The organism is Psychrobacter nivimaris (genome assembly GCF_904846365.1).
Classification (GTDB): domain Bacteria; phylum Pseudomonadota; class Gammaproteobacteria; order Pseudomonadales; family Moraxellaceae; genus Psychrobacter; species Psychrobacter nivimaris_B.
On the sequence record NZ_CAJHAL010000015.1, the window covers coordinates 1 to 23,683 of the forward strand.

Consider the following 23,683-nt stretch of genomic DNA (forward strand, 5'->3'; position numbering starts at 1 on the left):
TAATGGTCATGCCGTCTTTAATGCTTCGTAACACTTGTTTGCGAAAGTCGATTGAATAGGTCATCGTTTATTTCACTAAATGAATTGGTTATAAATATTGTATCGGTTTTATCTAAGATTGACTATATTGCTAATTATGTATCATGGAGTTTTATAATGAAAAAGAATGTTTTATCATTAATCGTCGGCGCCAGCCTTGTATTACCAACTATGGCAATGGCAGCACCCGTTAACAATAGCGATCTAATGCTAGCAAATATGCGTAATGCTGCTGTCGAGAGCACTTTACAGGCTGAAATAGAAGGTCCTGATGGTGAGTTGTTAGCGACCCAACCTGGCGCTGTAGATGTCGATATGGACATGGGTAATGAAGCAGATGAAATGAACGACGAAACTGACGATATGGATAATGAAGCAAGCGACGATAACGCAGCTTTGATGAACAACGCTCAAGCAACAACCAATGCGGCAGCAATGACTACTGCTACAACTGCTCAGGCTCCTGTACAGAAAGCTCAAGCGCCTAACATGCAACACAGCAATGCAGGCTATCAGCCTTTAATCGCTGGTGAATCGGCTACTGAGAATAACGTTGCAGATGCTGCTAGTACGTTGCAAGAAAAGAAAAAAGACAAGCGTGGTGAGTTATTAGCTACTCAGCCAGCAAACGTACAGTTCAAAGAAAACCGTCGTATCGCTGTATCACGCTAAGCAGATAGGTAGTTTGTTTGATTAGTTTGTAAGCGTACTACTTATATAAAAAGGCAGCCATATGCATATGGCTGCCTTTTTTTTATACCAAACTATAAATTTTAGCTATTTTTAGCAGTATTTACTTCTTAGTTTTAGTCACGCCAGCTTCTTGTAATAAAGCGCCGAATGTACCCATTTTACTTGGGGCTTCAGCTTTATCATTTTTTACTGGCTTACTACGATTGCTCGCGTTGTCTTTATCCTGACGCTTGCCACGTGGCTTAGACGGACGTTTGTCAGCAGCTGGACGGCTATTATTTGGACGGTCACTATTTGCATTATTATTGCGTGGACGACTGGTTTTCTCGCCATCTGTACTAGCTGTCGTAGACTTGGCAGCCGTACGGACAGGTTTTTCAGATTCAGGTTTCATGCTAAAGCCGATACGACCACGTTTCTCATCGATGGAGATAACCCGTACCGATACGATATCGCCAGGTTTGACACGGTTCATAGGATCTGCGACAAAGTCATTGGCCATCTGCGAGATATGTACCAGACCATCCTGATGTACACCAACATCAACGAAACAACCAAAGGCAGTTACGTTGGTGACTACCCCTTCTAACGTCATACCTTCGCTCAAATCTTTGATGCTATTAACATCATCACGGAAATTGGCCGTTTTAAACTCAGGACGAGGATCACGAGCAGGTTTAGCGAGCTCTTCGATGATAGCTTTGACACTGATATTATCATCATTTGCCGCTAGTGCAGTGGTGTCGAGCGTGTTTAGTACACCGTCGTTACCGATGACTTCTGGCAATGCTTTACCGGTTTGCGCCAGTAAGCTATCGACCAGCGCATAGCTTTCTGGATGCACACCAGTCGCGTCAAGTGGATTACTACCACCATGTATGCGTAAGAAGCCTGCTGCCTGCTCAAAGGTCTTAGCACCTAAACGCGGAACGTTTTCGAGCGCCTCACGGCTATCAAATGCGCCGTGCTCTTTACGATAAGTGACGATTTGCTGGGCGACATTTTTATTCAAACCTGCAATATGCGCCAAGATAGCAGGACTTGCCGTATTCACATCAACCCCAACCGCGTTCACGCTATCTTGGGTCACTTTATCCAAGCTATCAGCCAACTGGTTTTGGTTGACATCATGTTGATATTGACCAACACCAATGGCTTTTGGATCTACTTTGACCAGCTCTGATAACGGATCTTGCAAGCGACGAGCGATAGAAACCGCACCGCGTACAGATACGTCTAAATTACCAAGCTCATCAGTGGCCAGCTCACTGGCTGAATAGACAGAAGCGCCTGATTCATTAACGATAACCGCTTTGGCTTTTAATTCAGAATTGGCGGCCAAAATCTCTTTAATCATCGCATCTGTTTCACGGCTCGCCGTACCGTTACCGATAGCGACTAGATCGACGTTGTAAGTACTTAATAATTCATCAATGACTTTTTTGGCTTCATCCATCTTATTATCAGGGGCGAATGGATAAACGGTTGCGACGACAGGCTTGTCTTCGCTGTCTAGCATGACATGGCCTTGGGCAGCGACAATCGCCATTTTAACGCCATGGCGGATGCCGGGATCCACACCTAAAATCACTTTACGACCAGCAGGTGCTGACATGAGTAAATGCTGTAAATTATTGGCAAACACATCAATCGCGTCAGCTTCAGCAGTTAGGCGTTTTTCCGTCAATAAGCGATGCTCGATATGCGGACGCCATTTTTCTTTCCATAAGCTACTAGCGGCTTCTGTTAAAAACTCACGGCGCGCGTCAGGTGCTTTGGCATTAACATCGAAATGCTTGATAGTTTTTTCGATAAAGGGGGCATCTTCGCCTTCGATTTTGAGACCCAAAACATTCTCTTGGCGACCACGTAGCATTGCTAATAAACGATGGTTTGGCAGACGCGCAAGGCTTTCACTATGTTCAAAATAATCTTTGAATTTCTCACCGACTTCGCGTTTTTCTTCGCTCGCAACCGCAGATACGATACTCGCCGTTTTGGCAAAACCACTACGTAAATTATCTAGCAAGTCTAGTGCTTGTGTCCACTCATCAACGATGATGGCTTGCACGCCCGCCAATTGCTTATCGATATCGCTAAAGTCGACTTCAATCTCGTTACCGCTGTCGTCAGAGATGCTAGATGGCGCTTGATAGTCAGCCAGTGCCTCTGTTGGGGTAATCTCTTGCGTCAGTACCGCCTGAGCAGCAACGTCGAGACCAGCAGCACGTGCTTTGGCAGCTGGTGAACGGCGACGTGGACGATATGGCAGATAGATGTCTTCAAGCTCAAGCTTAGACGTCGCATTATCGATACGCGTCTGTAGCTCGTCAGTCAGATTGCCCTGTGTGCTTAGCAGCTCAGTAATTTTGAGGCGACGTGTTGCCATGTCACGCTCATAATTAAGAGACTTTTCTAAAGTACGTAGCTGCGCATCATCAAGATTCTGAGTCTTCTCTTTGCGATAACGCGCAATAAAAGGAACCGTCGCGCCTTCATCATAAAGTTTGACAAACGCATTGACTTGAGCAGTCTTAATGCCAAGCGCGCGAGCAAGCTTGTCGTGAATATTCGCGTGTGTGGTTGCATCTAAAACCTGTGCATTTGTCGAGGTTTGAGATGACGTTAAGGTATCAGTGCTACTCATATACGTATCAATCGTTGAGAAATGTAGCTTTGCATTATAGCAAAAGCTGCATGAATAAAAATCCTTTTTATCTTTTCGTTATTTATTGCGCATTTTAGGACGCAAATCATTCTATATCACACATCCTATGGACTTGTTAAACAAACGCATACAGCATTTATTATCATGGGTGATGCAATTCTCGGTGCAATCTTATACACTAAAGTATCAATAACACAAATATTGATATGTGCTGACATATTGAACAATAGTTTTTAATTTTATGAAGTGCTTATTCGTAACCAATAATTAAATAATGATAATTAATGGCAGTGTTTTTGCTCATAGCTATTTACTTGTAGTTTCTGATAACAATAATTTTTATAAAAGGATGCCTGTATGACTGATAACAACAGCCCTGACACGTTGACTCAGCGTATTTTAGTCGTCGATGATGACGCTCGTCTGCGCTCTTTGTTGCAACGCTTCCTAGAAGACGACGGTTTTGTCGTTCGTACCGCTCATGACGGCAGTCAGATGGACAAACTCATGCAACGTGAGCTTTTCTCTTTAGTCGTGCTCGATTTGATGCTACCAGGCGAAGACGGTATCAGTATCTGTAAGCGTCTGCGTGAAGACAATGCAGATATTCCTATCATTATGCTGACTGCCAAGGGTGGGGATGCAGACCGTATCGCAGGTCTAGAAGCAGGTGCAGATGATTATCTACCTAAGCCTTTTAACCCAAAAGAGCTATTGGCTCGTATCAAAGCTGTACTGCGTCGTCAAAATCGTGAGTTGCCAGGTGCGCCAAGTCATCAAATGGAAGTGGTCGAGTTTGGTCCATGGACATTAGATCTATCGACTCGTACGCTCAAACGTGATGGTAACGTAGTCACTTTGACGACAGGTGAGTTTTCAGTACTAAAAGCGCTCGTACAGCATCCACGTGAGCCATTGACCCGCGATAAGTTGATGAACCTTGCCCGTGGTCGTGAATGGGGTGCGATGGAGCGCTCTATCGACGTTCAAGTATCACGTCTGCGTCGCCTGATTGAAGACAACCCTTCACAAGCACGTTATATCCAGACCGTATGGGGCGTTGGCTACGTGTTCGTTCCTGATGAAGCTGAGGTAGAAACCATCAAAAGCGAATAACTTTTGACTGATCTAATTCCTTTTAATATAGGCCGTGTTTGTTTACTCACAAACACGTGCCAATATGATGAGCCTATTTGTGAAAAACCCAATTCTTTTTCAAAACATACCCTGCACGTTAGTGACAGGGTTTTTAGGTGCTGGTAAAACCACCGTAATTAATCAGTTACTGGCCACAAAACCTGATGACGAACGCTGGGCTCTCTTAATCAATGAGTTTGGTCGTATCGGTATTGATGGCGCACTCCTAGCCAGCTCCCAAGATAACACTCTTGAGCAAAAAAATATCGCCATTCGTGAAGTCAGTGGTGGCTGTATTTGCTGCACTAGTCAGCTGCCCTTACAGATTGCAATCAGTCGTCTGCTCAGTGAGCATCATCCACAGCGATTACTCATTGAGCCGACAGGATTGGCACATCCACGTGAGCTGATACTACAACTTAGTGCACCGCATTGGCAAACTGCCCTACAAATGAATGCGGTGATAACCGTACTGAGTGGCGAGCAGTGGCAACAGATTAAGTATCGTGATCATGATGGTTTTCAAGCGCATGTCCGTGATGCCGATGTGCTGATAATCAATCGTTATACCCAATTAGATACTAGCGAAAAACAAACCTTGGTAGAATGGATAACCACGCTAAATTCACAAGTAAAAATCATTTGGGCAGCATCAGAACTAACGGCACCTGAGGCAATAGACTCATCAGATGTCCATTCATCAGATAAGTTTGTAGCAAATAAACTTGTAGCAGGTACATACTCGACTACGTTAAACGACCAACTGAATCAGCCCAGCTCTATCATTTCGAAACAACGAAAAGTCAGTATCTCTAATCCTACAAAATCTATGATTGGTTTACAGTCTCAAGCCAATTCTTTAGCAACTGTGCCATCATCGAGTCTATCTACCGATGAGAGCGAGGCTCAGGCCAATCCTCAGACCAGTGCTGATAGTGATCTCCCCTATCGCTACCATGAAGAGCAGCAAGATTTTCAATTGGCTGGATGGCGACTACCTGCACACTACATACTAAACGCTGACGATTTACAGGATTGGTTATTAGCATTGCCAAACTGGCAACGTATCAAAGGCGTGGTACATACTTCTGATGGCTGGATGCAGATCAATTTTAACCCTGGTAGTCTAACCACCAAAACCATTGACCCACAGACGGATAGTCGATTGGAAATTATTTTGCAATTAGGCAATACTGTCGATAAAGCTACAGGAAAATCAGAAACTGAGAATGATGCCAAAGTGTCACTAGCCTTGATAGATTGGGAAGAGTGCGACCGCGAACTGATGGCACTGGTCATATAGCAATAAGCATAAAAAGGGCAGGCATTGCTATTTTATCTAGCAATGTCCGCCCTTTCTTTTTTCAACGCAACTAGGGCGTGTCCTCATTTTAAAAATGGTGATAAACATGAGATAAATCGCAGTCAAACAAGGAAAATAGCGCAGATAATATCGAGATATTAGTCAGCTATTTGACGCCGTTTGGCAAGATTTAGCCATTTTTAACCCATTTAGATGACTATCGATTGAATTGAGGACACGCCCTAACTATTTTTTAACGCAATTGACTGTCTTTACTACCACGACGATTAAACAGCTCAGCCGCTTTTGCTTCTTGTTCAAGCTCCGTCTGACAGCTAACACAATGCTGAATACCAGGCACCGCCAGTCGCCGTGCTTCTGGAATCGGCTTACCACATTCGTCACACAGCTCAGCACTTACACCTGTCGGTAACGAACGTCGCGCGCGTTCCAATGCATCATTTACCGTTGCATCCATCTGTTCGTGCTCAGCACCATCTCTTGACCAGCCACCTGCCATAATCTTATCCTATTTTTTATTCATTATAATCAGACAATACAAATATCTTTAATAACAAATAGATGGGGCTAGCTATGGTTAATTGCAACCTGCGATAGTGTATAAAACCATCAATAAAGAATGACGTAATTATTTTGACTCACCTTAAAACTTTGCTACTAGTCTTTTGGTTGTAGCTCAATGACCTGACCTCGTACGCCAATGCTCTCATCACTCATCAGGCAGACATAGCCTGCCATGATATCTTCAGGTGTTTTTAAGCTCATAGGGTTTTCACCTGGATACGCATGCGCACGCATATTGGTACGAGTACCACCTGGATTAACGCAGTTAAAACGTAGATTGGTTGTGTTCTGCGTCTCTTGAGTAAAGATATCACTCATACCTTCTACTGCTTGTTTTGATAGCGCATAAGCCCCCCAAAATGCGCGAGGATGTGTACCTACAGTGCTAGAGGTAAAGACAACAGACCCATGGTCAGCATCTTTTAATAGCGGCAATAACGCTTGAGTCAGCATAAAAGCCGCTGTGAAATTAACTTTCATCACTTGGGCAAAAGTATCGACGTCATACATCTCAAGCGGCGTCAGTTGTCCTAATACACCAGCATTATGCAATATGCCATCTAACTGGCCGACTTCTTTATTAATTAGCCCTTCGAGCTGCTGCATTTCGGCGTAAGTCGCCCCTTCTAAGTTCATCGGCAGCATAGCAGGCTGCTTACCACCAAGACTCTCAATCTCATCGTAGACGTACTCAAGCTTGCTGCTAGTGCGTCCTAACAATAAAACTGTGGCACCATAACGAGCATAGGTCAGTGCGGCAACACGGCCAATACCATCCCCCGCACCAGTCACCAAAATAGTCTTACCATCTAAGCAATTACTGGACGGTACAAAGCTACGAATATCATCATGAGTCAAAGGCTGAATAGGACTTTGAACAGTTTTTTTATTGTCTTGTGGATCGACTGATTGATTATTATTGTCACTCATGGCATTGCTCACTACTTATCATTAAATCGTTGAGGATATGTGCTTATAGTTGTAAAACTGGTGATATATAGTAGTCTATAAATACTCAAACTTACCAGACGATAGCAGTAATTTATTTAACTGCTCAGGCGTGTCAGTAATATAGTCGGCGCCCCATTTTTTCAAAGACTTTTGATCTTCAGGTGGAATATATCCATAAGCGGCCAAAATCGTTGGCATGCCAGCAGCGTTGCCAGCTTCGATATCGCGTATATGGTCACCAACATAGAGCACGCAGCCTGCCGCGCCTCGAGGGATACCCAGTTTTTCTAGCGCCATATACATTGGCTCTGGATCTGGTTTGGTACGTGATACATCATCTGGACAGACCAAAACTGCACAGCGCTGATCCAGTTGCATCTCACTTAATAGCTTTTCGGCTAAATAACGCGGCTTGTTGGTAACGATACCCCATGGCACGCCCTTTGCTTCAAGTTCAGTCAGTACCGCTTCAAGCGCCTGAAACACGCAGCTATCGACACAGATATCTGCTTCATAATCATCTAAGAACTGCTGACGAAACTCAAGCAATGCTTCCTCGCTGACTTCGAGTTGATCGTTATGTCTTAGCATCAATTGCACCATGGCCGAGGCACCCGCAGAGACTTGCTCGCGGATTTCCGCTTCAGGCGGTGCCTGCCAGTCATTTTCGAGACTCATTTTACCAATGATACGAACAAAATCAGCAGCAGTATCGATTAATGTCCCATCAAGGTCAAATAAAACAGCTTTTACAAATTGGGTCATAGTGAATGCTCTTGAGATTGATGACGTGTTTAGTGAAAGTATGGCAAATAAATGGCTGCGTGCAGCATTAAACCAATGGCTTTTGTACGGCTATCATATAATTAACATCGACGTTTTGGGCAAGCCAGTAGCGTTTGGTCAGCGGATTATAATGCAAACCGATAATATCCTGACGAACAAATCCAGTATTGAGTGCCATTTTGTCTAATTCTGCTGGCGTGATAAATTTGGCATAGTCATGGGTGCCGCGATCAAGCAACCGCAGTACATACTCTGCACCAACGATGGCAAACAGATAAGACTTAGGATTGCGATTAATCGTTGATAGTACACAGACACCGCCAGGAGCTAACAACTCATAACAAGCCTGCACGATCGAGCTAGGATCTGGCACGTGCTCTAGCATCTCCATACAAGTCACTACATCAAACTGACCAGCATGTGTTTTTGCTAACTCTTCAACAGGTATATGCTGATAGCGAAGCGTATTCTCTAACTGGCTTTGCTCTGCATGTAACGCAGCAGCTTTTAGGTTTTCTGTACCTAAATCAATTCCTGTCACATCAGCACCGCGGCGTGCCATAGATTCTGACAATATTCCGCCGCCGCACCCTACGTCGAGTACTTTTTTGCCAGAAAGTCCTTGCTCAGTGGTTTTATTAGCATCGTTTTGATAGCCACGTTTGACGTTTTCTTCTATCCAGTTTAAACGTAATGGATTGATCTCGTGTAGCGTTGCAAACGCCCCTGTGTTGCTCCACCACTCACTCGCCAAGTTATTAAATTTTTCGACTTCGCTAGGATCTACGTTGATGGTGGTAGACTCTGTACTATTGAAAGCGCTATTATTATTTTGATCATTTGAAGTTGATGAAGAATTTAAAGCAGAGCTCATGGTATGTTCCTTGATTGTCACTATCGTTATTATCGTTTACAGTGCATGATTATGTGCTTAATATTAGCATGAGAGTAGCAGTTTTGTCGTAAGCACATCGTCAGCGATTGTGAATAGGCTTAAACTTTACCCTGTTTTTTGGGCAGTATCTTGATATAGAAAAGATACGTATCTTTGTGACAATATCGCATTCTGATACTTTTGAATCTCTTAAGTTCCATATAGAAATAAAGCAGACACTTGAGAAACAGTAGATTCAAAAAGTAACAAGCAATATACCTTAAATAATAGCTAACAGCTTTACAACTATCGGTTAAGAATGCGATTCACAAGTACATACATTTTACGTTATCATAGTCGATACTTTGTTATTGTTCGATTATACTCGACACTGTCTGGTTTAGACGCTTTAAAAGCTATATATTTTAGAGTGTCATATGTTTAACAACCATATAGACACAAACCTCTTAACCCATTCTAAGTCTCCACACCTCAAGGATAAAGTATGAAACGTGTCATCACACTGACTGGTCTAGCCATGGCCATTGGACTTGCCTCTATGGGCGCACAAGCTGCAGAATATGTCGCTGGAAAAGATTACCGTGTGCTAGACAACCCAGAGAAAATCAGCGGTGATGCTATCATTGTTCGTGAATTCTTTTGGTATGGTTGCCCACATTGTAATGTGCTTGATCCGCATATGGAAAAATGGGCAAAGACTAAAGACAAAGATGTCGTATTCTTCAAAACACCAGCGGCACTTAACCCTGTTTGGGAAGCCAATGCACGCGGTTTTTATGCGGCTCAGCTTTTAGGGTTCGAAGACAAAACTCATTCTGCATTATTTGATGCTATCCACAAAGATGGTAAAAAACTGTTTGATCAATCATCATTGAGCAAATGGTATGCATCAAAAGGCGTGAATGAAAAGAAATTTAACAGCCTATATAACTCATTCGCTGTTGGTACAAAAATTGGTCGCTCACAAGAAGGCGCTAAACGTTATCAGCTTTCTGGCGTACCAGCTGTGGTGGTGCAAGGCAAATATGTAGTCACTGGTGAGAGTGCTAAAGTACCTAAAGTCGTCGACTACTTGGTCGACAAAGCCCGTGCTGAAAAGAAATAACTTAAGCAATAAATACTTGAATAATAGACATAACGCACAGTACATCCGTACGTCATGCACAAAAAAGCCAATCATAAATTGATTGGCTTTTTTGCATCTTAACATTTTAGCTATACGTCTTTTAATTACTCATTTTTAACTACTAATCTTTCAACTAATAAAATTCTAATTAATAGATTTCTAGCTTGGTTATAGATGCTATTTCTTCAGCTGCGATAAAATAGCCACTTCACGAATATAACTTGCCAAATCTGCTTTAGATTCTGCCAGCAACTCATCATCTTGCATATGTTTGGCATACTCTATCCACAATAATAACTGATACATACTGTGGTGCTCAGAAGCTTTATATTGCTTCACAAACTGCTTAAGCGTACCTTCATCATTGATATTCAGGCGCTCGTACCAGCTCTCTATTTTTGAGACTTGTTCTTTAGGAAAAAAGGCATCAAATAGTGCCTTTATCAGCTCATGGCGATTCTCTTCAATCATAAGCTTGCCAACACGTTTGGTCTGACGATTACGAGCATTGGCGCTGGTAATATCAGCCAATGCCATTAGCTCCGCCATAAAATAATCACTGGCAGGTAAGGCTTTTAGCTGTTTTTTCGATAAGCTAGCAAGCGGTATAGATAACTGCTGTAAGCGCTCATGGGCTTTTTTGAGTTCTGTGCGCGAGACGCGCATATCCTGTTCTTTCCAGTCAATCATAAAAGCTTTCCAAAATAATAATTAATAAATTAAATAGTATCTGACATCACTACCAACGACTTTTTTCGCGGTGTTTTGCCAATACCTTCACACCTTTAGGCATAGCGTCAGCAAGGCGGCGTTGTAGATGATCAGTGATAAAAACAGAGCGATGTTTTCCGCCCGTACAGCCTATGGCAACTGTGACCGTATGACGATTATTGTGCAAAAACTCTGGTAGCCAACGAGTTAAAAACTTATCAATGTCATTCATCATTTCTGCTACTTCTGGATAATCTGAGAAGAATGCGCCTACTTCGGTATCCAATCCTGTCGAGTCACGTAACTCAGGGTTCCAATGTGGATTCGGTAAAATTCTAACATCGAATACAAAGTCAGCATCGATAGGACTACCGTATTTAAAACCGAAAGACAGTAGATTGATGACAATCTGATTGTCCATGCCTATATGTTCACGCAAGCTGTCTTTTAATTGATGAATATTTAGGCTACTGGTATCAATCCTAATATCAGCATGACCAGCAATTGGCTCTAATAGCTCAACTTCTTTTTTGATAGCAGCAGGTAAATTAAAGGCTATATGCTTAGCGTTATCACTATCGATATCTTGTGACATCAAAGGATGTACACGGCGCGTCGCGTTGAAACGGGCTATCAGCGTACTCTCTTGTGCAGTCACATATAAAATTTGTACCGCATGAGATCCATAAGTTTCCTTGAGAGAAGCATACGTTACTGCAAAGTTAGATAAATCAGCACGTGGCGTTCGAATATCGACACCCAGCGCAATACGATAAATGCCGCTTTCATTGACCAGTTTATGAGCAGCATTAGGTAACAAAGACAGCGGCAGATTATCAATAGAGTAATAGCCTAGATCTTCTAAGATATTCAATACTGAGGTTTTACCAGATCCTGAACGCCCTGAGACCACCAATATACTGAGCTTATTCGTAGACGTTTGATCCGCTATCGTTGCTGCTGCATTACTATTTTGATCCTGACTTACACCCATGATCTACTCATCCAAGTCTATTATATCTAGTCTACTGCTACGTCATAAAAGCTAATTTACCACTACCAACTGATTGTCTAATAAGCGTGCTCGTCCTAGCCATGCTGCGACTAAAATAACGATGTTTTTGTTTTCTATATTAAAGGTTGTAGAGTCGCTCATAATAGAACCTAACTCATCAGTCTTTATTTCCAAATAATCAATAACAAAGCCTGCGTCACTAATACGTGTCCGCGTATCTACTAATAGCTTATCAAATGCTTGCTGACTAAGAGCCGTACTTTTCAAACTCTGCGCTAATTCTTGCAATGCTTGATGTAATACAGGAGCTACTTGTCGCTCATTTGCACTTAAGTATTGATTGCGCGATGATAGCGCTAAGCCATCATCAGCACGAACAATAGGCGCACCAATGATATTAATAGGATAACTCAAGTCACGTACCAACTGCTTAATGATAGCAAGCTGCTGATAGTCTTTTTGTCCAAATACTGCCACATCTGGTTGTACGATATTGAACAGTTTAGCGATCACAATACCAACACCATCAAAGTGTCCAGGACGTGATTGACCACATAACTTATTGGCAATAGCACCAGCCAATACAGCAGTAGGTGGTGGTAATACTGGATACATTGCATCAATACTAGGTGCAAACACGTAATCTGCATCCACTGTCGCAAGCTTAGCCACATCTGCATCTAGCGTACGGGGATAGCTGTCAAAATCTTCCCCAACGCCAAACTGAGTAGGGTTAACGAAAATACTGACCACCACTACATCTGCATGCTGCTTGGCAATTTTTACCAGCTCAAGATGACCGTCATGCAGATTACCCATCGTTGGTACTAGCGCAATGCGCTGCTGACGGTCTTGTTTGTCACGTTGCTGACCACGATAAGACTGCAGCGCTTCACGTAGTGACGAGATATCATGATAAATAATTGGAGACATGATTACTTTTCTTCTATTCACACGTTCTGTTGTTCAATAACTTTAATAACTTCAAAATCAGCTAAATTGGTGCTGCTCAGTAGGGAAGCTGCCTTCACGTACTGACTGCTGATAGAGCGCAAAAGCACCTTCGATACTGTGTGCGCTATTGCGCTCATCGGTTAAAAAGTCATAGACGAAACGTGGCACTCGACCATGCGCCATACCTAGCATGTCATGCATAACCAATACCTGACCATCAGTATCGGCTCCAGCACCAATACCAATAACTGGCACGGCAACAGCTTCAGTAACGGCTTTTGCAAGCGCGGCTGGAACACATTCTAGTACTAGTAATGCAGCACCAGCATCGACGACTGCTTTGGCATCGGCAAGCAGTTTATTAGCCGCCTCATCACCGCGGCCTTGAATTTTATAGCCACCAAATACGTTCACAGACTGCGGGGTCAAACCAAGATGTACACAAGTTGGTGTGCCTGCTTGTGCCAAGGTCGTTACCAATTCACACAGCTCTCTACCACCTTCGATTTTTATGACATGCGCCCCTGCTTGCATTAATGTGCGGCTATTAGCGACGGCTTCTGGCAGTGTCACATAACTCATAAACGGTAGGTCAGCCAATATCAGCGCGTGTTTGTTGCTACGGGCAATATTGGCAGTGTGATAAGCCATATCATTGACTGTTACAGGTAATGTTGAGTCATGGCCTTGTACAACCATGCCCAAGCTATCCCCAATTAAAATCGTATCAATTTCGGCTTTTTCCATCATTCGTGCAAACATCGAGTCATAGCAGGTCAAGCAAGTGAACTTAGTACCGTCTTTTTTAAACTTATTTAACGTAGATAATGTCGTCATATGACCCTCAATTAATCTGCAATGCCTTTGATTATCAATACTGCTACTATTCTAGCTGTGATCGAGATGTCTTAAACCAATCTCCCATCACTTAGCATCATTTACTTATAATCAATCGCTTGATAGTAATGTTAAACCTGTCCAATCGCGACTTTGTGCATAGTCACTTATCAACTTACCTGCGATGGTTAAGTTTGGTGCTAATTCTCGCAGTGGTATTAAGACAAAATTGCGCTCACTTAAGCCAGCGTGCGGTATCGTCAGTGTTAGATCAATAATCTGCGTCTCACCGTATAGCAAAATATCAACGTCCAGACTACGTTCGCCCCAACGGCGTAAACGTGCTCGCTTAGCCATGCTCTCTAACTGCTGACAAAAAGCAAGCAGCTCATAAGGAGTAAACGTTGTCTCAAAACCAGCCACTGCATTGACAAAATCTGGCTGATCTTGTGGCCCCATCGGTGCTGAAGTGTAAAAAGAAGAGACACTTACCTCACGTACCTGCTCATGTACTCGCATCATTGCAAGCGCCTGCTGTAAATGATCGGTAGGCGAACCCAGCTCATTAGCGAGGTTGCTACCCAAGCCTACATAACAGGTAACCCAGTTACTATTATCTGTACTGTTATCCATATTATACGCTTTCAGTACTAGGCTGACGGCGGCGGCGCTTCGATGGTACAGGGCCTTTGTTATCAGTTACTTTCACAGCAGGCATCTGATCATTCGTATCTTGCTTCGCTTTAGCAGCCTTTGCAGTAGTTGCTTTCACCGATTTCTTGGCTCTCGCAGGTGCAGCAGTTTTTGTAGCGTCTTTGCTATCTACTGCCTTGCTAGCTGCTACCTTTACATTTTTAGTATCGCTTTTAGCAGTTGATTCCATTGCAGGTTTAGGCGCTTTTTTCGCATACTTCGCTGCTGGCTGTGCTTTGCCATTACTGCCCTTCGCATCGCTATTGCCTTGTATTTCGATATTGCTCGTACTATCTACAGTAGGTTGACGACGGCGACGCTTGTGTGGGATCGGCTCATTATTCATACTGACTAGCGCAGGTGATCTTGCGATCGAGCGAGTTGGTCTAGCTGATGCCTGAGCTTCTGGCTGGTCAGTATTAGACGGCTGAACATTATTTAAGCGTTCAGACTTAACCGCTTGCTGTGGTGCATCTTGATCGGTTGATGGTGACTTTCGCACAGGTGTTTTACTACGCTTCGATGTATCATCAGCTGACAGTTGCTTCTGTAATGGCGGCACAACGTTCTCGTGCTCTATAACAAATAATGGCTTAGGCTTTGCCTGTTGACTTGCTGATTGTTTGTTATTGGCAAGAGACAACTGCTGTAGCTGAGCAAGCTCGTTATTGTCTTGCTCTACTTGCTGCACGTTATGTCTTCCGCTGTCATTGCGACCAGCTTTAGATTGACTGGCAGCGCGGCGGCGACGGGCTGGAATATTTGACGAATCATTTACCATTGTTTGATCATTTCTACCTTTTTCAGCACGGTCATCGGCTTTGTTTTGCTTTGTACTGTTCTGATTGGGTGCTGCATTATCAGTAGTCTGTGTTTTTGATTCTTGACGATTACGTCCGCGACCACGTTGCCCTTTTTTATAAGCACCTCGGCGAATATTTTCGTCAAATTCATCAATCGCCTGCTGTTGCTCTTGTTCAGACAAGGTTTGATACGTCTGCCACCAGTCACCCATATCGTTGGTTGACTCTGATAGCGGATGCTCTGCATCGCCACATTGCTCACGTAATAACAAAAAGTCAAAGCCAGCACGGAAACGCGGATGCTCAGATAGCTGAACGATTTGTTTGCTACGTGGGGCTGCAAGTTTCGGCTGCAATATCCAGATATCACGGATAAACTGCTCAGCAAATTTCGGAATAGCGGTTTTGATACGCTGACGGTCGATGACTTTACCAGCAGCATGCATTTGCGCTTCGGCAAATGGCATATTGCGTTTCTTAGCTTTTGCCAATTGATGCAGATAGTTTTCCCACAGTAAGGCAGCATAGAAGAAAGCAGGGTTGATACTCTTGCCCGCTGCAATACGCTTATCGGTATTGATAGCTACCTGATTGACTAAAGCACTTGGCTCAGACGGTGGATAGATAATGAGACTATCAATCGCACCCGATTCAAACAATAATGGCAATAGGGGTACTAGATAGCCACCGGTAAACATCTTTTGCGTTTCATCATAGAGACGATGCGGTGATATTTGCTCAAGCAGCGCCCAGTTCCCATCATTAAATTGAGCAGACAACGCTTCATCAAACTCAAAACCCAACTTGGCTTTGAAACGTAAGGCACGGAGCAAGCGCACAGGGTCTTCTTCGATACGTACTGGCGCATTGCCCAATAGACGAATGATTCTGTTATCAATATCATCAAGCGCGCCGCAGAAATCATGAACGATGCCTTTGAGCGGTTGATAATAAAGCGCATTAATAGAGAAGTCGCGACGGGAGAAATCTTGTTGGATATCGCCCCAAACATTGTCGCGTAGAATCATACCGTCTTGATTGGTATTAGCATCACTGGTTGGTGGACCACGGAAAGTAGCAACTTCAATCAACTCGCGACCTGAATATACATGCGCTAACTGGAAGCGGCGACCGATAATGCGGCAGCGCTTACCAAAGACATCTTTAATCTCATGCGGCTTGGCATCAGTGACGGCATCAAAGTCTTTCGGGCGCAGACCTAATAAAGTATCGCGCACCCCACCACCGACGATATACGCATCAAACCCAGCACGGGTCAATGTGGCAATCACTTCAGTAATGGAATTGGGTAATTCAGATTTGTTCAGTTCTAACTGCTTGGCGGCACGCTCGGCCATGCATCTACTCCTCGCCGGTATTCTTTAACTACCCCTGAATAACACAGCGTTTATCAGGCGGATGTACCCGCTAGTTTAACAAATTTTGGACCTACTGGGGGTGTTATGACATTTACTTACATGCTATTTTGTCAATATTGGGGTTAATTAATGCAAAACACCGTCATTAATCGCGCACGCTTAAACGTCTTTGGTTTTTCTCGACTGTTTTTGCGCCGATACCTTTCACTTTTGCTAACTCGTCCACTGTCTTAAAATCGCCAAACATATCACGATATAAAATTATCGCCTGCGCTTTACTGCTGCCGATACCATCTAACGAAACTAACTCGCTTTCATTGGCTCGATTGATATTTATAATTTTCTGCTCACGCGCTTGTGTAACAGCTTTTTCTTTCGCGATTAAATACTCATAAGCACGCTGAGGGTTGTCAAAACAAGGATCTGCATTCGCATTACTGAGTGCGACCACAGACAATACGAGACTAAAAGCGGTGGTCGTCAGTAAGCTGGCAAATGAAAATTTACGATGAGCGTTCATGTTGTTTCGCCGCTTCCCACAGTGCATCCATTTCAGTTAAGTCACTGTCCTCTAACTGCTTGCCAGCGAGTTCTAACTGCTCTTCAATATAACCAAAGCGAGATTTAAACTTGTGCACGCAGGTTAAGGTTGCTGTCTCTGCATCCAAATTTAATTTGCGTGCGACATTGACCAGTGCAAACATACAGTCGCCTAATTCTTTTTCAACCTCTCTGATGTTAGCTTTGACCTCAGCTGTAGACTTATCTGTCAGCTCATGTTTTAGCTCGGCAATCTCTTCATCTAGCTTATCCACTGCCCCTGCAATACCTTCCCAATCAAAACCCAACTTTGACGCTTGCTTTTGTACATCCTGCGCCTGCATCAAGGCACTACCCGCTTTGACTTGGTCCAAGCGTCGTTTTGATTTACCACGTGCTTCGCGTGCCTGCTGCTCCTCGAGCTTAATCTCATCCCATCGTACTTTTACTGCCGCATCATCTTCAAGGGTTTCGGCTTCAAATACATGTGGATGACGGCGAACCAGTTTTTCTTGTAAGGTCGTAATGACATCACTCATATCAAAGCGCCCTTGCTCCGCATACATCTGACAATGAAACACCACTTGCAGCAGCACATCGCCAAGCTCACCTTTGATGTCCTCATCATCGTCGCTTTGTACCGCTTCGCCTAGCTCGTAAGCCTCTTCAATGGCATACGGAATAAGACTATGATTGGTTTGCTTTTTGTCCCACGGACAGTCTGTCCTTAGTCGTGCCATCAACGCTAACAAATCATCAAGCTGGCCAGTAGCGTCTGGAGTTCCTTGCACGGGCTTGGGCACGGTAATTTTATTGTCTGAAATACTCATAAGGATGGCTCTTATCGTTTTATGTGTTGTTTGCTGATTCGTCTAATAGTTAGTGTATCATTGAACACAGCTTGGCTTATAATTGTGCTACTGACGACTTCATTTTACCACTGCCCATGCGAGAGGAACTTTATCATTATGTCCACTTCTGCGACTACCAGCTATCAACCAGCCGCAAAATTCGACCCTATTACTATCAGCTCATTTAAGGCCTATGATATTCGGGGTGAGCTTGGGGTCAATCTCGATGAAGAGATCGCCTACCGTATCGGGCGCGCGTTTGCACAGATTTTGTATCAGCGTTATCAGGCAGCGGCTCAAACCCAAGCCGATGATGTAGCAACTCTAAAACCTGCTATCGTTATCGGTAGTGATATTCGCCACTCTAGTGAGCAATTAAAACAAGCCGCTATCAAAGGCATCGTTGATGCAGGCGTTGATGTTATTGATTTGGGCATGAGTGGTACTGAAGAAGTATATTTTGCCACCAGTCATTATCAAGCGTTAGGTGGTATCGAAGTGACTGCCAGTCACAATCCTATCAATTATAATGGCCTAAAACTGGTTAAAGAACATTCAAAACCAATCAGTGCCGATGATGGTTTGGCAGAGATTCAAGCACTGGCAGAATCTGGGCAATTCACTACGAATAACCAAACAGGTAAATTACAGTTATTGACGGATAAAAGCGCGTATATCGATCATGTCATGACTTTTATCGATACTGATAAACTAAAACCACTTAAACTGGTCGTTAATTCAGGCAATGGTAGTGCAGGTCCTGTGGTGGATTTATTAGTTGATAAATTAGCACAAGCAGATGCACCGATTGAAGTGATTAAATTGCATCATACACCAGATGGTAGCTTTCCTAACGGCATCCCTAATCCAATGATAGAAGCCAATAGAGTGGCTACCCAGCAAGCCGTTTTGGAAAATAATGCTCATCTTGGTATTGCTTTTGATGGTGACTTTGATCGCTGCTTCCTATTTGATGAACAAGGTGAGTTTATCGATGGTAGCTACATCGTCGGTATGCTCGCTCAAGCTTTTTTAAATAAATACCCAAGTGAGTCAATTGTCTATGATCCACGAGTAATTTATAACACCGAAGCAGTGATAGAAGAACATAATGGTAAGGCTGTCATTAGTAAATCTGGACACTCATTTATCAAGCAAGTCATGCGGGACTCAGGTGCTGTATATGGCGGTGAAATGTCTGCACATCACTATTTCCGCGACTTCTTCTATTGCGATAGTGGCATGATTCCATGGTTATTGACCATTGAGCTGTTGTCTATCACTGGTAAAACACTATCCGAATTGGTCACAGGCTATATTGCTGCCTATCCTAGCTCAGGCGAATTAAACTTTCGTCTCACAACCTATGACGCACCAACAATTATTAGCGCAATTGAAGCTAAATTCAGCAACGAGCAACCAATTAAATCAACACTCGATGGTTTAAGTCTGAATTTTGGTGACTGGCGCTTCAATCTACGTGCATCGAATACCGAACCGCTTATCAGATTGAATATCGAAAGTCGCGGTGAGCAGCCGTTACTGGCTGCTAAAATTCAAGAAATTCAGCAATGGCTAGCAACGCAAGGTGCCGTACCAGCATAAAGTCATTAACTCAGTAAAAATCATTCTGATTGTCAGTCGAAAAAGGCGCGCTGATGAGTATTAGCGAGCCTTTTTTCTATACACAGAAAACCTTAAACCAAACTATTTAGTTCGACCAATACCCATATAGTCACCTACTAAGCTATTAATTTGCGAGCGTGTCAGGGCATTTTGCGCATCAAATACTGGCATGGCTTGCTGATTGATTTTGGCAATATCTAATTGATCTCGCGGTGACCAACTAATAATAAAAATAGCATGGGTATCGCAAAGCTGTTGATAGGGACTAGTAATCAGCTCAAGCAATGACTGTTGTTGATAAAGCTCGGCAAGCTCATGCTGTGCCTTATCGCTATAAACCAGTGTGCGAATATTATAAGACCACAGTAATGCTAACAATGGATGGATAGCTGAACCAGCGGTACGTCCTGAACCTGATTTATAACTACCGCCCCAAATCATGACTGTTTTATTATCAATGAACCCATCAAAATATTGCCAAAATTTACGGAATATCAGCTCTTTTTGATCTTCATTGATATGCACGATAGATTGCAATAGAGGCATATCCAAACTGTGTGTACGGCTTGATTGTTGCAATTTAGCCAGCTCGGTAGGCAAAGTATTACCACCGAAGCCCCACCCTGCTTTTAAATAACTGCTGCCTACCCGCTCATCCAATCCCATAATGCGACTGACTTGACTGATATCAACATTTTGACTATCAGCCAAACGTGACATCTCATTCATAAAGCTCACTCTAGTCGCTAGCATCGCCATGATACTACTGCGAGCAAACTCTATCGTTGCGATATCAGCATGATGAGTAGCGCGTGCGTGCTGCATCAAGGGCTTCAATACATTCAAGTACTGGCTGCTACTCGCTGTCTTTTCACCCAGTAGCCATAACGAAGGATTCAACATCGAGCTATACGCATCGCCATCTTGTAAGAATACAAATGGCACATAGTAGACCCAAGCACGCTGTAAACGCTGAGCCAAATCGGCTACATGGCCTAATTGCTCAATGCCGCTCATAATTATAGGTAACGCCTGCTGATGGCTTTGATTAAAAGCGGTAATCCAACTCTCTTCCATCCACGACGGCTTAATACTATCTAAAAATAACCAATAAAGCGTCACCGTATTTTGAGCATCAGTTTTGTCATGGCCTACTGCTTCATAGCCTTTTATTAGCATATCGGCACTAACTGGTAATTCCTTACTAGTAATAACCTGCTGCTGCTCATACATTTGCCACAGCGCTTGCAGATGATGCTCAAAACCATACTGTTGTATCTGCTGCGTCAGTAGCGCCTTGTCTGCGTAAAGATGCACACACTGACCGAGACTTGCCAGCACTACTGCACTGGTAATCGCCTCTATACTGTGACCAATAAGCACACAAACTGTAGAGTCAGTTAATTGGTTTGGTTCAGATTTATTGTTATATTTATTCATATGGCTACCATCTAAAGCCGTTTCCATGAGCGTGCTTTCCTATATTATTGACACACCATTATCGCTAGGACAGCTGTTTGATACGCTGTAGTAATTGGTCAGTAGACGTATCGAATAGACCTTGAGAATCTTTCTGCACGTGCTGCATAGAATGGTGTACGGAGTCTGCCATTTGCTTGCCCATCTCGACGCCCCATTGATCAAACGGATTGATATCCCAAATGCTGGCCATGACATAGACCTTATGCTCGTAGAGCGCTATCAATGCTCCTAAGCTATGCGGCGTCAGCTCATCAATCAATAATGTGGTTGACGGTTGATTCCCATGGTAGTACTTATATTTATCCGCATGAGATACTGTCTTTGGATCGACCAGATCTGTTACAGCAGCATTGCCAAATGCCAATACTCGACTTTGCGCTAGACAGTTGGCTAAAGATAATTCGTGCTGTTGTTGCAATGAGGAGTTTCGCGCCTCATCACCGTAGCGTCGCACGCAAGCGATAAAATCACAGGAAACCTGCTGCGTGCCTTGGTGTAGCAGCTGATAAAATGCATGCTGCGCATTTGAGCCAATTTCACCCCATAGAATTGGACACGTATCATAGTCAATATGATCCCCATTTCGAGTAACGGACTTACCATTACTCTCCATCTCTAGCTGGGTAAGATAACTTGGTAAATAGCCTAGCCTGCCATCATAAGGCAATACAGTGTGCGCATTTACTTGTAAAAAAGTACTGTTCCAAACAGCAAGTAAGCCTAGCAATACTGGTAAATTATCAGCAAAGTCAGCCTGTGAAAAATGCTCATCCATACTATGAGCACCACTTAATAATGCCTTAAAGCCACTCATACCAATACGAATAGCAATGGCAAGGCCTATCGCCGACCATAAAGAAAAGCGACCGCCGACCCATTCCCAAAGCTGCAACTGATGCTCAGGATGAATTCCCCAAGCACTCATTTTTTCCCTATTGGCTGAGATGCCGATAAAGTGTCGACGCAATACACTATCTTCTGTACCTGCACGGAGTTTTGCCGTCGTAAGTAGCCAAGATAATGCCGTCTTAGCATTCGATAAAGTGTCAACCGTACCAAAGGATTTGGACGAGATAATAAATAGTGTGGTCTCAGGATTTAAATGCTTGAGTAGATTATCAAGCTGCGTACCGTCCATATTGGAGACAAAATGCACTTCAATACTGGTATCTGCCCATTCGTCGAGCGCTGTAGTCGCCATGAGTGGGCCAAGATCAGAGCCACCAACCCCAATATTGACAACATCTGTAATTGCCTTGCCCGAAAACCCGCGCCATGTACCATTGCGGACGCGGTCAGATAGGCGTGCTACTTGTGACAAACTATGATGTACATCAGCGACGATATTTTGTCCATCGACTTGTAATGTCGCTGTCTCTGGCAAACGTAGCGCCGTATGCAACGCAGCACGCTGCTCGCTGGTATTTACCATCGCCCCTTGTAGTAATGAATCAATACGAGCATCTAGCTCACAACTATCGGCCAAACTCAGTAAGTTAGACAATACTGTCTGATCGATACGCTGCTTACTAAAGTCCATATACAGCGTACCAGCCTGTACACTAAAATGCTTGGCACGCTTATCATCTTGCGCAAATAACTGTGTAAGCGACCACGGATGTTTTGCAAGCGTTTGTAGTTGCTGCCAGTATTTAGAATGTCGAGCACTGCTATAGGCCTTATCGCCCTTTATCTTATTCATCAGCTATTCATCATCTGCTAATTGCTGCTCGGCAAAGTAGATAAATGCCTGCATATACGAGCGCATATCGCCTGCGTCGTAGCTATCACCGTGCATGGTCGTGACATGGACACCATATTCACTGATGAGCGCGTCAATCGCATCTGTCAGCTGAATCTCACCGCCAACTGAAGCTTTAGTATTGGCTAAGTAATCAAAGATATGGTTACTAAATACATAGCGCCCTACCACAGCCAGATTTGAAGGAGCATCAGCTAAATTGGGCTTTTCTACAAAACCAGCCACTTTAAAGCTAGCATTAATATTTATTTCTTCATCAATCTCATTAGTATTGCTGAGTTTTTCATCTAGTTGAGCGATACCATACTTATGTACGTCTTCATCCGCTACTTGATCAACCAATATCTGTGAATGACCATCTGTAGCAAAGGCATCTAACATAAAGGCCAAATTATCAGCAGACATGTTAGTGGTAAATGGATCAAGCACGACATCAGGTAACAATACGGCAAAGTCATGCTCACCAATGATTGGTCGCGCTGCCAGTACTGCATGTCCCAAACCTAACGCTTTACCTTGACGTATCATCGATACTGTTACGTCTTCTGGCAACCAATTTAAGCTATCAGCCAGCTCATCTTTGCCTTTATGACGCAATTGATTGTCCAACTCCGCATTGATATCAAAATAATTTTCAATCGCGCTCTTTTGCGCATGACCGACCAAGACAATATGCTTAATACCTGCTGCAATCGCCTCTTCAACCACGTAATGGATCGCAGGGCGATTGCCAAGCGGCAACAACTCTTTTGGCACAGATTTTGACAATGGCAGCATACGTGTACCAAAGCCTGCGACAGGAATAACGGCGTGAATGATTTTTTTCATATAAATAAGACTGTTTCAA

The 23,683-nt window shown here is 43.5% G+C and carries 21 protein-coding genes; 5 read left to right on the top strand and 16 right to left on the bottom strand.

Features of this window, described 5'->3' with window-relative positions; all coding sequences use genetic code 11:
* Positions 1-156 precede the first annotated feature (156 nt).
* Positions 157-711, top strand: coding sequence for a hypothetical protein (locus JMX63_RS07570; RefSeq protein ID WP_201571856.1), 555 nt, complete (start codon positions 157-159; stop codon positions 709-711).
* A 121-nt stretch (positions 712-832) separates the two neighbouring features.
* Here JMX63_RS07570 and JMX63_RS07575 read toward each other — a convergent pair whose 3' ends face one another.
* Positions 833-3,379, bottom strand: a complete 2,547-nt coding sequence (locus JMX63_RS07575) for a Tex family protein (RefSeq protein WP_201571858.1) — start codon at positions 3,377-3,379, stop codon at positions 833-835.
* 378 nt (positions 3,380-3,757) lie between these two features.
* On the opposite strand from JMX63_RS07575, the gene ompR reads away from it, so the two are divergent.
* A complete protein-coding gene (gene ompR, locus JMX63_RS07580; protein WP_057757943.1) occupies positions 3,758-4,516 on the top strand; it encodes an osmolarity response regulator transcription factor OmpR in 759 nt (252 codons plus the stop codon).
* A gap of 67 nt (positions 4,517-4,583) precedes the next feature.
* Complete coding sequence (locus JMX63_RS07585; RefSeq protein ID WP_201571915.1) at positions 4,584-5,840, top strand: CobW family GTP-binding protein; 1,257 nt, start codon at positions 4,584-4,586, stop codon at positions 5,838-5,840.
* A 253-nt stretch (positions 5,841-6,093) separates the two neighbouring features.
* Here the strand turns inward: JMX63_RS07585 and JMX63_RS07590 are convergent, their stop codons facing one another.
* The 4 genes from JMX63_RS07590 to ubiG form a co-directional block, all read right to left on the bottom strand.
* Positions 6,094-6,360, bottom strand: coding sequence for a DksA/TraR family C4-type zinc finger protein (locus JMX63_RS07590; RefSeq protein ID WP_101204603.1), 267 nt, complete (start codon positions 6,358-6,360; stop codon positions 6,094-6,096).
* Positions 6,361-6,518: 158 nt separating this feature from the next.
* Positions 6,519-7,355, bottom strand: coding sequence for a YciK family oxidoreductase (locus tag JMX63_RS07595; protein WP_227673286.1), 837 nt, complete (start codon positions 7,353-7,355; stop codon positions 6,519-6,521).
* A 75-nt stretch (positions 7,356-7,430) separates the two neighbouring features.
* A complete protein-coding gene (locus JMX63_RS07600) occupies positions 7,431-8,141 on the bottom strand; it encodes an HAD family hydrolase (RefSeq protein WP_102091401.1) in 711 nt (236 codons plus the stop codon).
* A gap of 67 nt (positions 8,142-8,208) precedes the next feature.
* A complete protein-coding gene (ubiG, locus tag JMX63_RS07605) occupies positions 8,209-9,036 on the bottom strand; it encodes a bifunctional 2-polyprenyl-6-hydroxyphenol methylase/3-demethylubiquinol 3-O-methyltransferase UbiG (RefSeq protein ID WP_134292303.1) in 828 nt (275 codons plus the stop codon).
* A 505-nt stretch (positions 9,037-9,541) separates the two neighbouring features.
* Here ubiG and JMX63_RS07610 point away from each other — a divergent pair.
* Entirely contained in the window at positions 9,542-10,162 is a 621-nt protein-coding gene (locus tag JMX63_RS07610) for a thiol:disulfide interchange protein DsbA/DsbL (RefSeq protein WP_201571860.1), read from the top strand.
* A 198-nt stretch (positions 10,163-10,360) separates the two neighbouring features.
* On the opposite strand, the gene yjgA is transcribed toward JMX63_RS07610, so the two are convergent.
* The 8 genes from yjgA to mazG form a co-directional block, all read right to left on the bottom strand.
* Complete coding sequence (gene yjgA, locus JMX63_RS07615) at positions 10,361-10,873, bottom strand: ribosome biogenesis factor YjgA (protein WP_057757930.1); 513 nt, start codon at positions 10,871-10,873, stop codon at positions 10,361-10,363.
* A gap of 49 nt (positions 10,874-10,922) precedes the next feature.
* Complete coding sequence (rapZ, locus tag JMX63_RS07620; RefSeq protein ID WP_160021439.1) at positions 10,923-11,888, bottom strand: RNase adapter RapZ; 966 nt, start codon at positions 11,886-11,888, stop codon at positions 10,923-10,925.
* A 51-nt stretch (positions 11,889-11,939) separates the two neighbouring features.
* Entirely contained in the window at positions 11,940-12,842 is a 903-nt protein-coding gene (panC, locus tag JMX63_RS07625) for a pantoate--beta-alanine ligase (protein ID WP_201571862.1), read from the bottom strand.
* Between the two features lie 57 nt (positions 12,843-12,899).
* Complete coding sequence (gene panB, locus JMX63_RS07630; RefSeq protein WP_201571863.1) at positions 12,900-13,700, bottom strand: 3-methyl-2-oxobutanoate hydroxymethyltransferase; 801 nt, start codon at positions 13,698-13,700, stop codon at positions 12,900-12,902.
* 111 nt (positions 13,701-13,811) lie between these two features.
* Positions 13,812-14,333, bottom strand: coding sequence for a 2-amino-4-hydroxy-6-hydroxymethyldihydropteridine diphosphokinase (gene folK / locus JMX63_RS07635; protein ID WP_201571864.1), 522 nt, complete (start codon positions 14,331-14,333; stop codon positions 13,812-13,814).
* A gap of 1 nt (position 14,334) precedes the next feature.
* Positions 14,335-16,554, bottom strand: a complete 2,220-nt coding sequence (pcnB, locus tag JMX63_RS07640) for a polynucleotide adenylyltransferase PcnB (protein ID WP_201571865.1) — start codon at positions 16,552-16,554, stop codon at positions 14,335-14,337.
* A gap of 166 nt (positions 16,555-16,720) precedes the next feature.
* Complete coding sequence (locus tag JMX63_RS07645) at positions 16,721-17,095, bottom strand: ComEA family DNA-binding protein (protein ID WP_201571866.1); 375 nt, start codon at positions 17,093-17,095, stop codon at positions 16,721-16,723.
* Positions 17,079-17,945, bottom strand: a complete 867-nt coding sequence (gene mazG, locus JMX63_RS07650) for a nucleoside triphosphate pyrophosphohydrolase (protein ID WP_201571867.1) — start codon at positions 17,943-17,945, stop codon at positions 17,079-17,081. Before mazG ends, JMX63_RS07645 begins: the two co-directional genes overlap by 17 nt.
* A gap of 138 nt (positions 17,946-18,083) precedes the next feature.
* Between mazG and JMX63_RS07655 the strand changes: the two genes are divergently transcribed.
* Complete coding sequence (locus tag JMX63_RS07655; protein ID WP_201571868.1) at positions 18,084-19,571, top strand: phosphohexomutase domain-containing protein; 1,488 nt, start codon at positions 18,084-18,086, stop codon at positions 19,569-19,571.
* Positions 19,572-19,673: 102 nt separating this feature from the next.
* Here JMX63_RS07655 and JMX63_RS07660 read toward each other — a convergent pair whose 3' ends face one another.
* From JMX63_RS07660 to JMX63_RS07670, 3 genes are all read right to left on the bottom strand, one after another.
* Positions 19,674-21,032 (bottom strand): UDP-glucose/GDP-mannose dehydrogenase family protein, encoded by a 1,359-nt coding sequence (locus JMX63_RS07660; RefSeq protein ID WP_201571917.1) that lies wholly within the window; start codon positions 21,030-21,032, stop codon positions 19,674-19,676.
* A 64-nt stretch (positions 21,033-21,096) separates the two neighbouring features.
* A complete protein-coding gene (gene pgi, locus JMX63_RS07665) occupies positions 21,097-22,776 on the bottom strand; it encodes a glucose-6-phosphate isomerase (RefSeq protein ID WP_201571869.1) in 1,680 nt (559 codons plus the stop codon).
* Between the two features lie 3 nt (positions 22,777-22,779).
* Positions 22,780-23,664: a UTP--glucose-1-phosphate uridylyltransferase gene (locus tag JMX63_RS07670; protein WP_201571870.1), complete on the bottom strand. Its 885-nt coding sequence runs from the start codon at positions 23,662-23,664 to the stop codon at positions 22,780-22,782.
* Between the last annotated feature and the right edge of the window lie 19 nt (positions 23,665-23,683).

Coding starts and splice junctions, on each gene's coding strand:
- JMX63_RS07570 (WP_201571856.1), top strand. CDS start 157: ATGAAAAAGAATGTTTTATCATTAATCGTCGGCGCCAGCCTTGTATTA.
- JMX63_RS07575 (WP_201571858.1), bottom strand. CDS start 3,379: ATGAGTAGCACTGATACCTTAACGTCATCTCAAACCTCGACAAATGCA.
- ompR (WP_057757943.1), top strand. CDS start 3,758: ATGACTGATAACAACAGCCCTGACACGTTGACTCAGCGTATTTTAGTC.
- JMX63_RS07585 (WP_201571915.1), top strand. CDS start 4,584: ATGAGCCTATTTGTGAAAAACCCAATTCTTTTTCAAAACATACCCTGC.
- JMX63_RS07590 (WP_101204603.1), bottom strand. CDS start 6,360: ATGGCAGGTGGCTGGTCAAGAGATGGTGCTGAGCACGAACAGATGGAT.
- JMX63_RS07595 (WP_227673286.1), bottom strand. CDS start 7,355: ATGAGTGACAATAATAATCAATCAGTCGATCCACAAGACAATAAAAAA.
- JMX63_RS07600 (WP_102091401.1), bottom strand. CDS start 8,141: ATGACCCAATTTGTAAAAGCTGTTTTATTTGACCTTGATGGGACATTA.
- ubiG (WP_134292303.1), bottom strand. CDS start 9,036: ATGAGCTCTGCTTTAAATTCTTCATCAACTTCAAATGATCAAAATAAT.
- JMX63_RS07610 (WP_201571860.1), top strand. CDS start 9,542: ATGAAACGTGTCATCACACTGACTGGTCTAGCCATGGCCATTGGACTT.
- yjgA (WP_057757930.1), bottom strand. CDS start 10,873: ATGATTGACTGGAAAGAACAGGATATGCGCGTCTCGCGCACAGAACTC.
- rapZ (WP_160021439.1), bottom strand. CDS start 11,888: ATGGGTGTAAGTCAGGATCAAAATAGTAATGCAGCAGCAACGATAGCG.
- panC (WP_201571862.1), bottom strand. CDS start 12,842: ATGTCTCCAATTATTTATCATGATATCTCGTCACTACGTGAAGCGCTG.
- panB (WP_201571863.1), bottom strand. CDS start 13,700: ATGACGACATTATCTACGTTAAATAAGTTTAAAAAAGACGGTACTAAG.
- folK (WP_201571864.1), bottom strand. CDS start 14,333: ATGGATAACAGTACAGATAATAGTAACTGGGTTACCTGTTATGTAGGC.
- pcnB (WP_201571865.1), bottom strand. CDS start 16,554: ATGGCCGAGCGTGCCGCCAAGCAGTTAGAACTGAACAAATCTGAATTA.
- JMX63_RS07645 (WP_201571866.1), bottom strand. CDS start 17,095: ATGAACGCTCATCGTAAATTTTCATTTGCCAGCTTACTGACGACCACC.
- mazG (WP_201571867.1), bottom strand. CDS start 17,945: ATGAGTATTTCAGACAATAAAATTACCGTGCCCAAGCCCGTGCAAGGA.
- JMX63_RS07655 (WP_201571868.1), top strand. CDS start 18,084: ATGTCCACTTCTGCGACTACCAGCTATCAACCAGCCGCAAAATTCGAC.
- JMX63_RS07660 (WP_201571917.1), bottom strand. CDS start 21,032: ATGAATAAATATAACAATAAATCTGAACCAAACCAATTAACTGACTCT.
- pgi (WP_201571869.1), bottom strand. CDS start 22,776: ATGAATAAGATAAAGGGCGATAAGGCCTATAGCAGTGCTCGACATTCT.
- JMX63_RS07670 (WP_201571870.1), bottom strand. CDS start 23,664: ATGAAAAAAATCATTCACGCCGTTATTCCTGTCGCAGGCTTTGGTACA.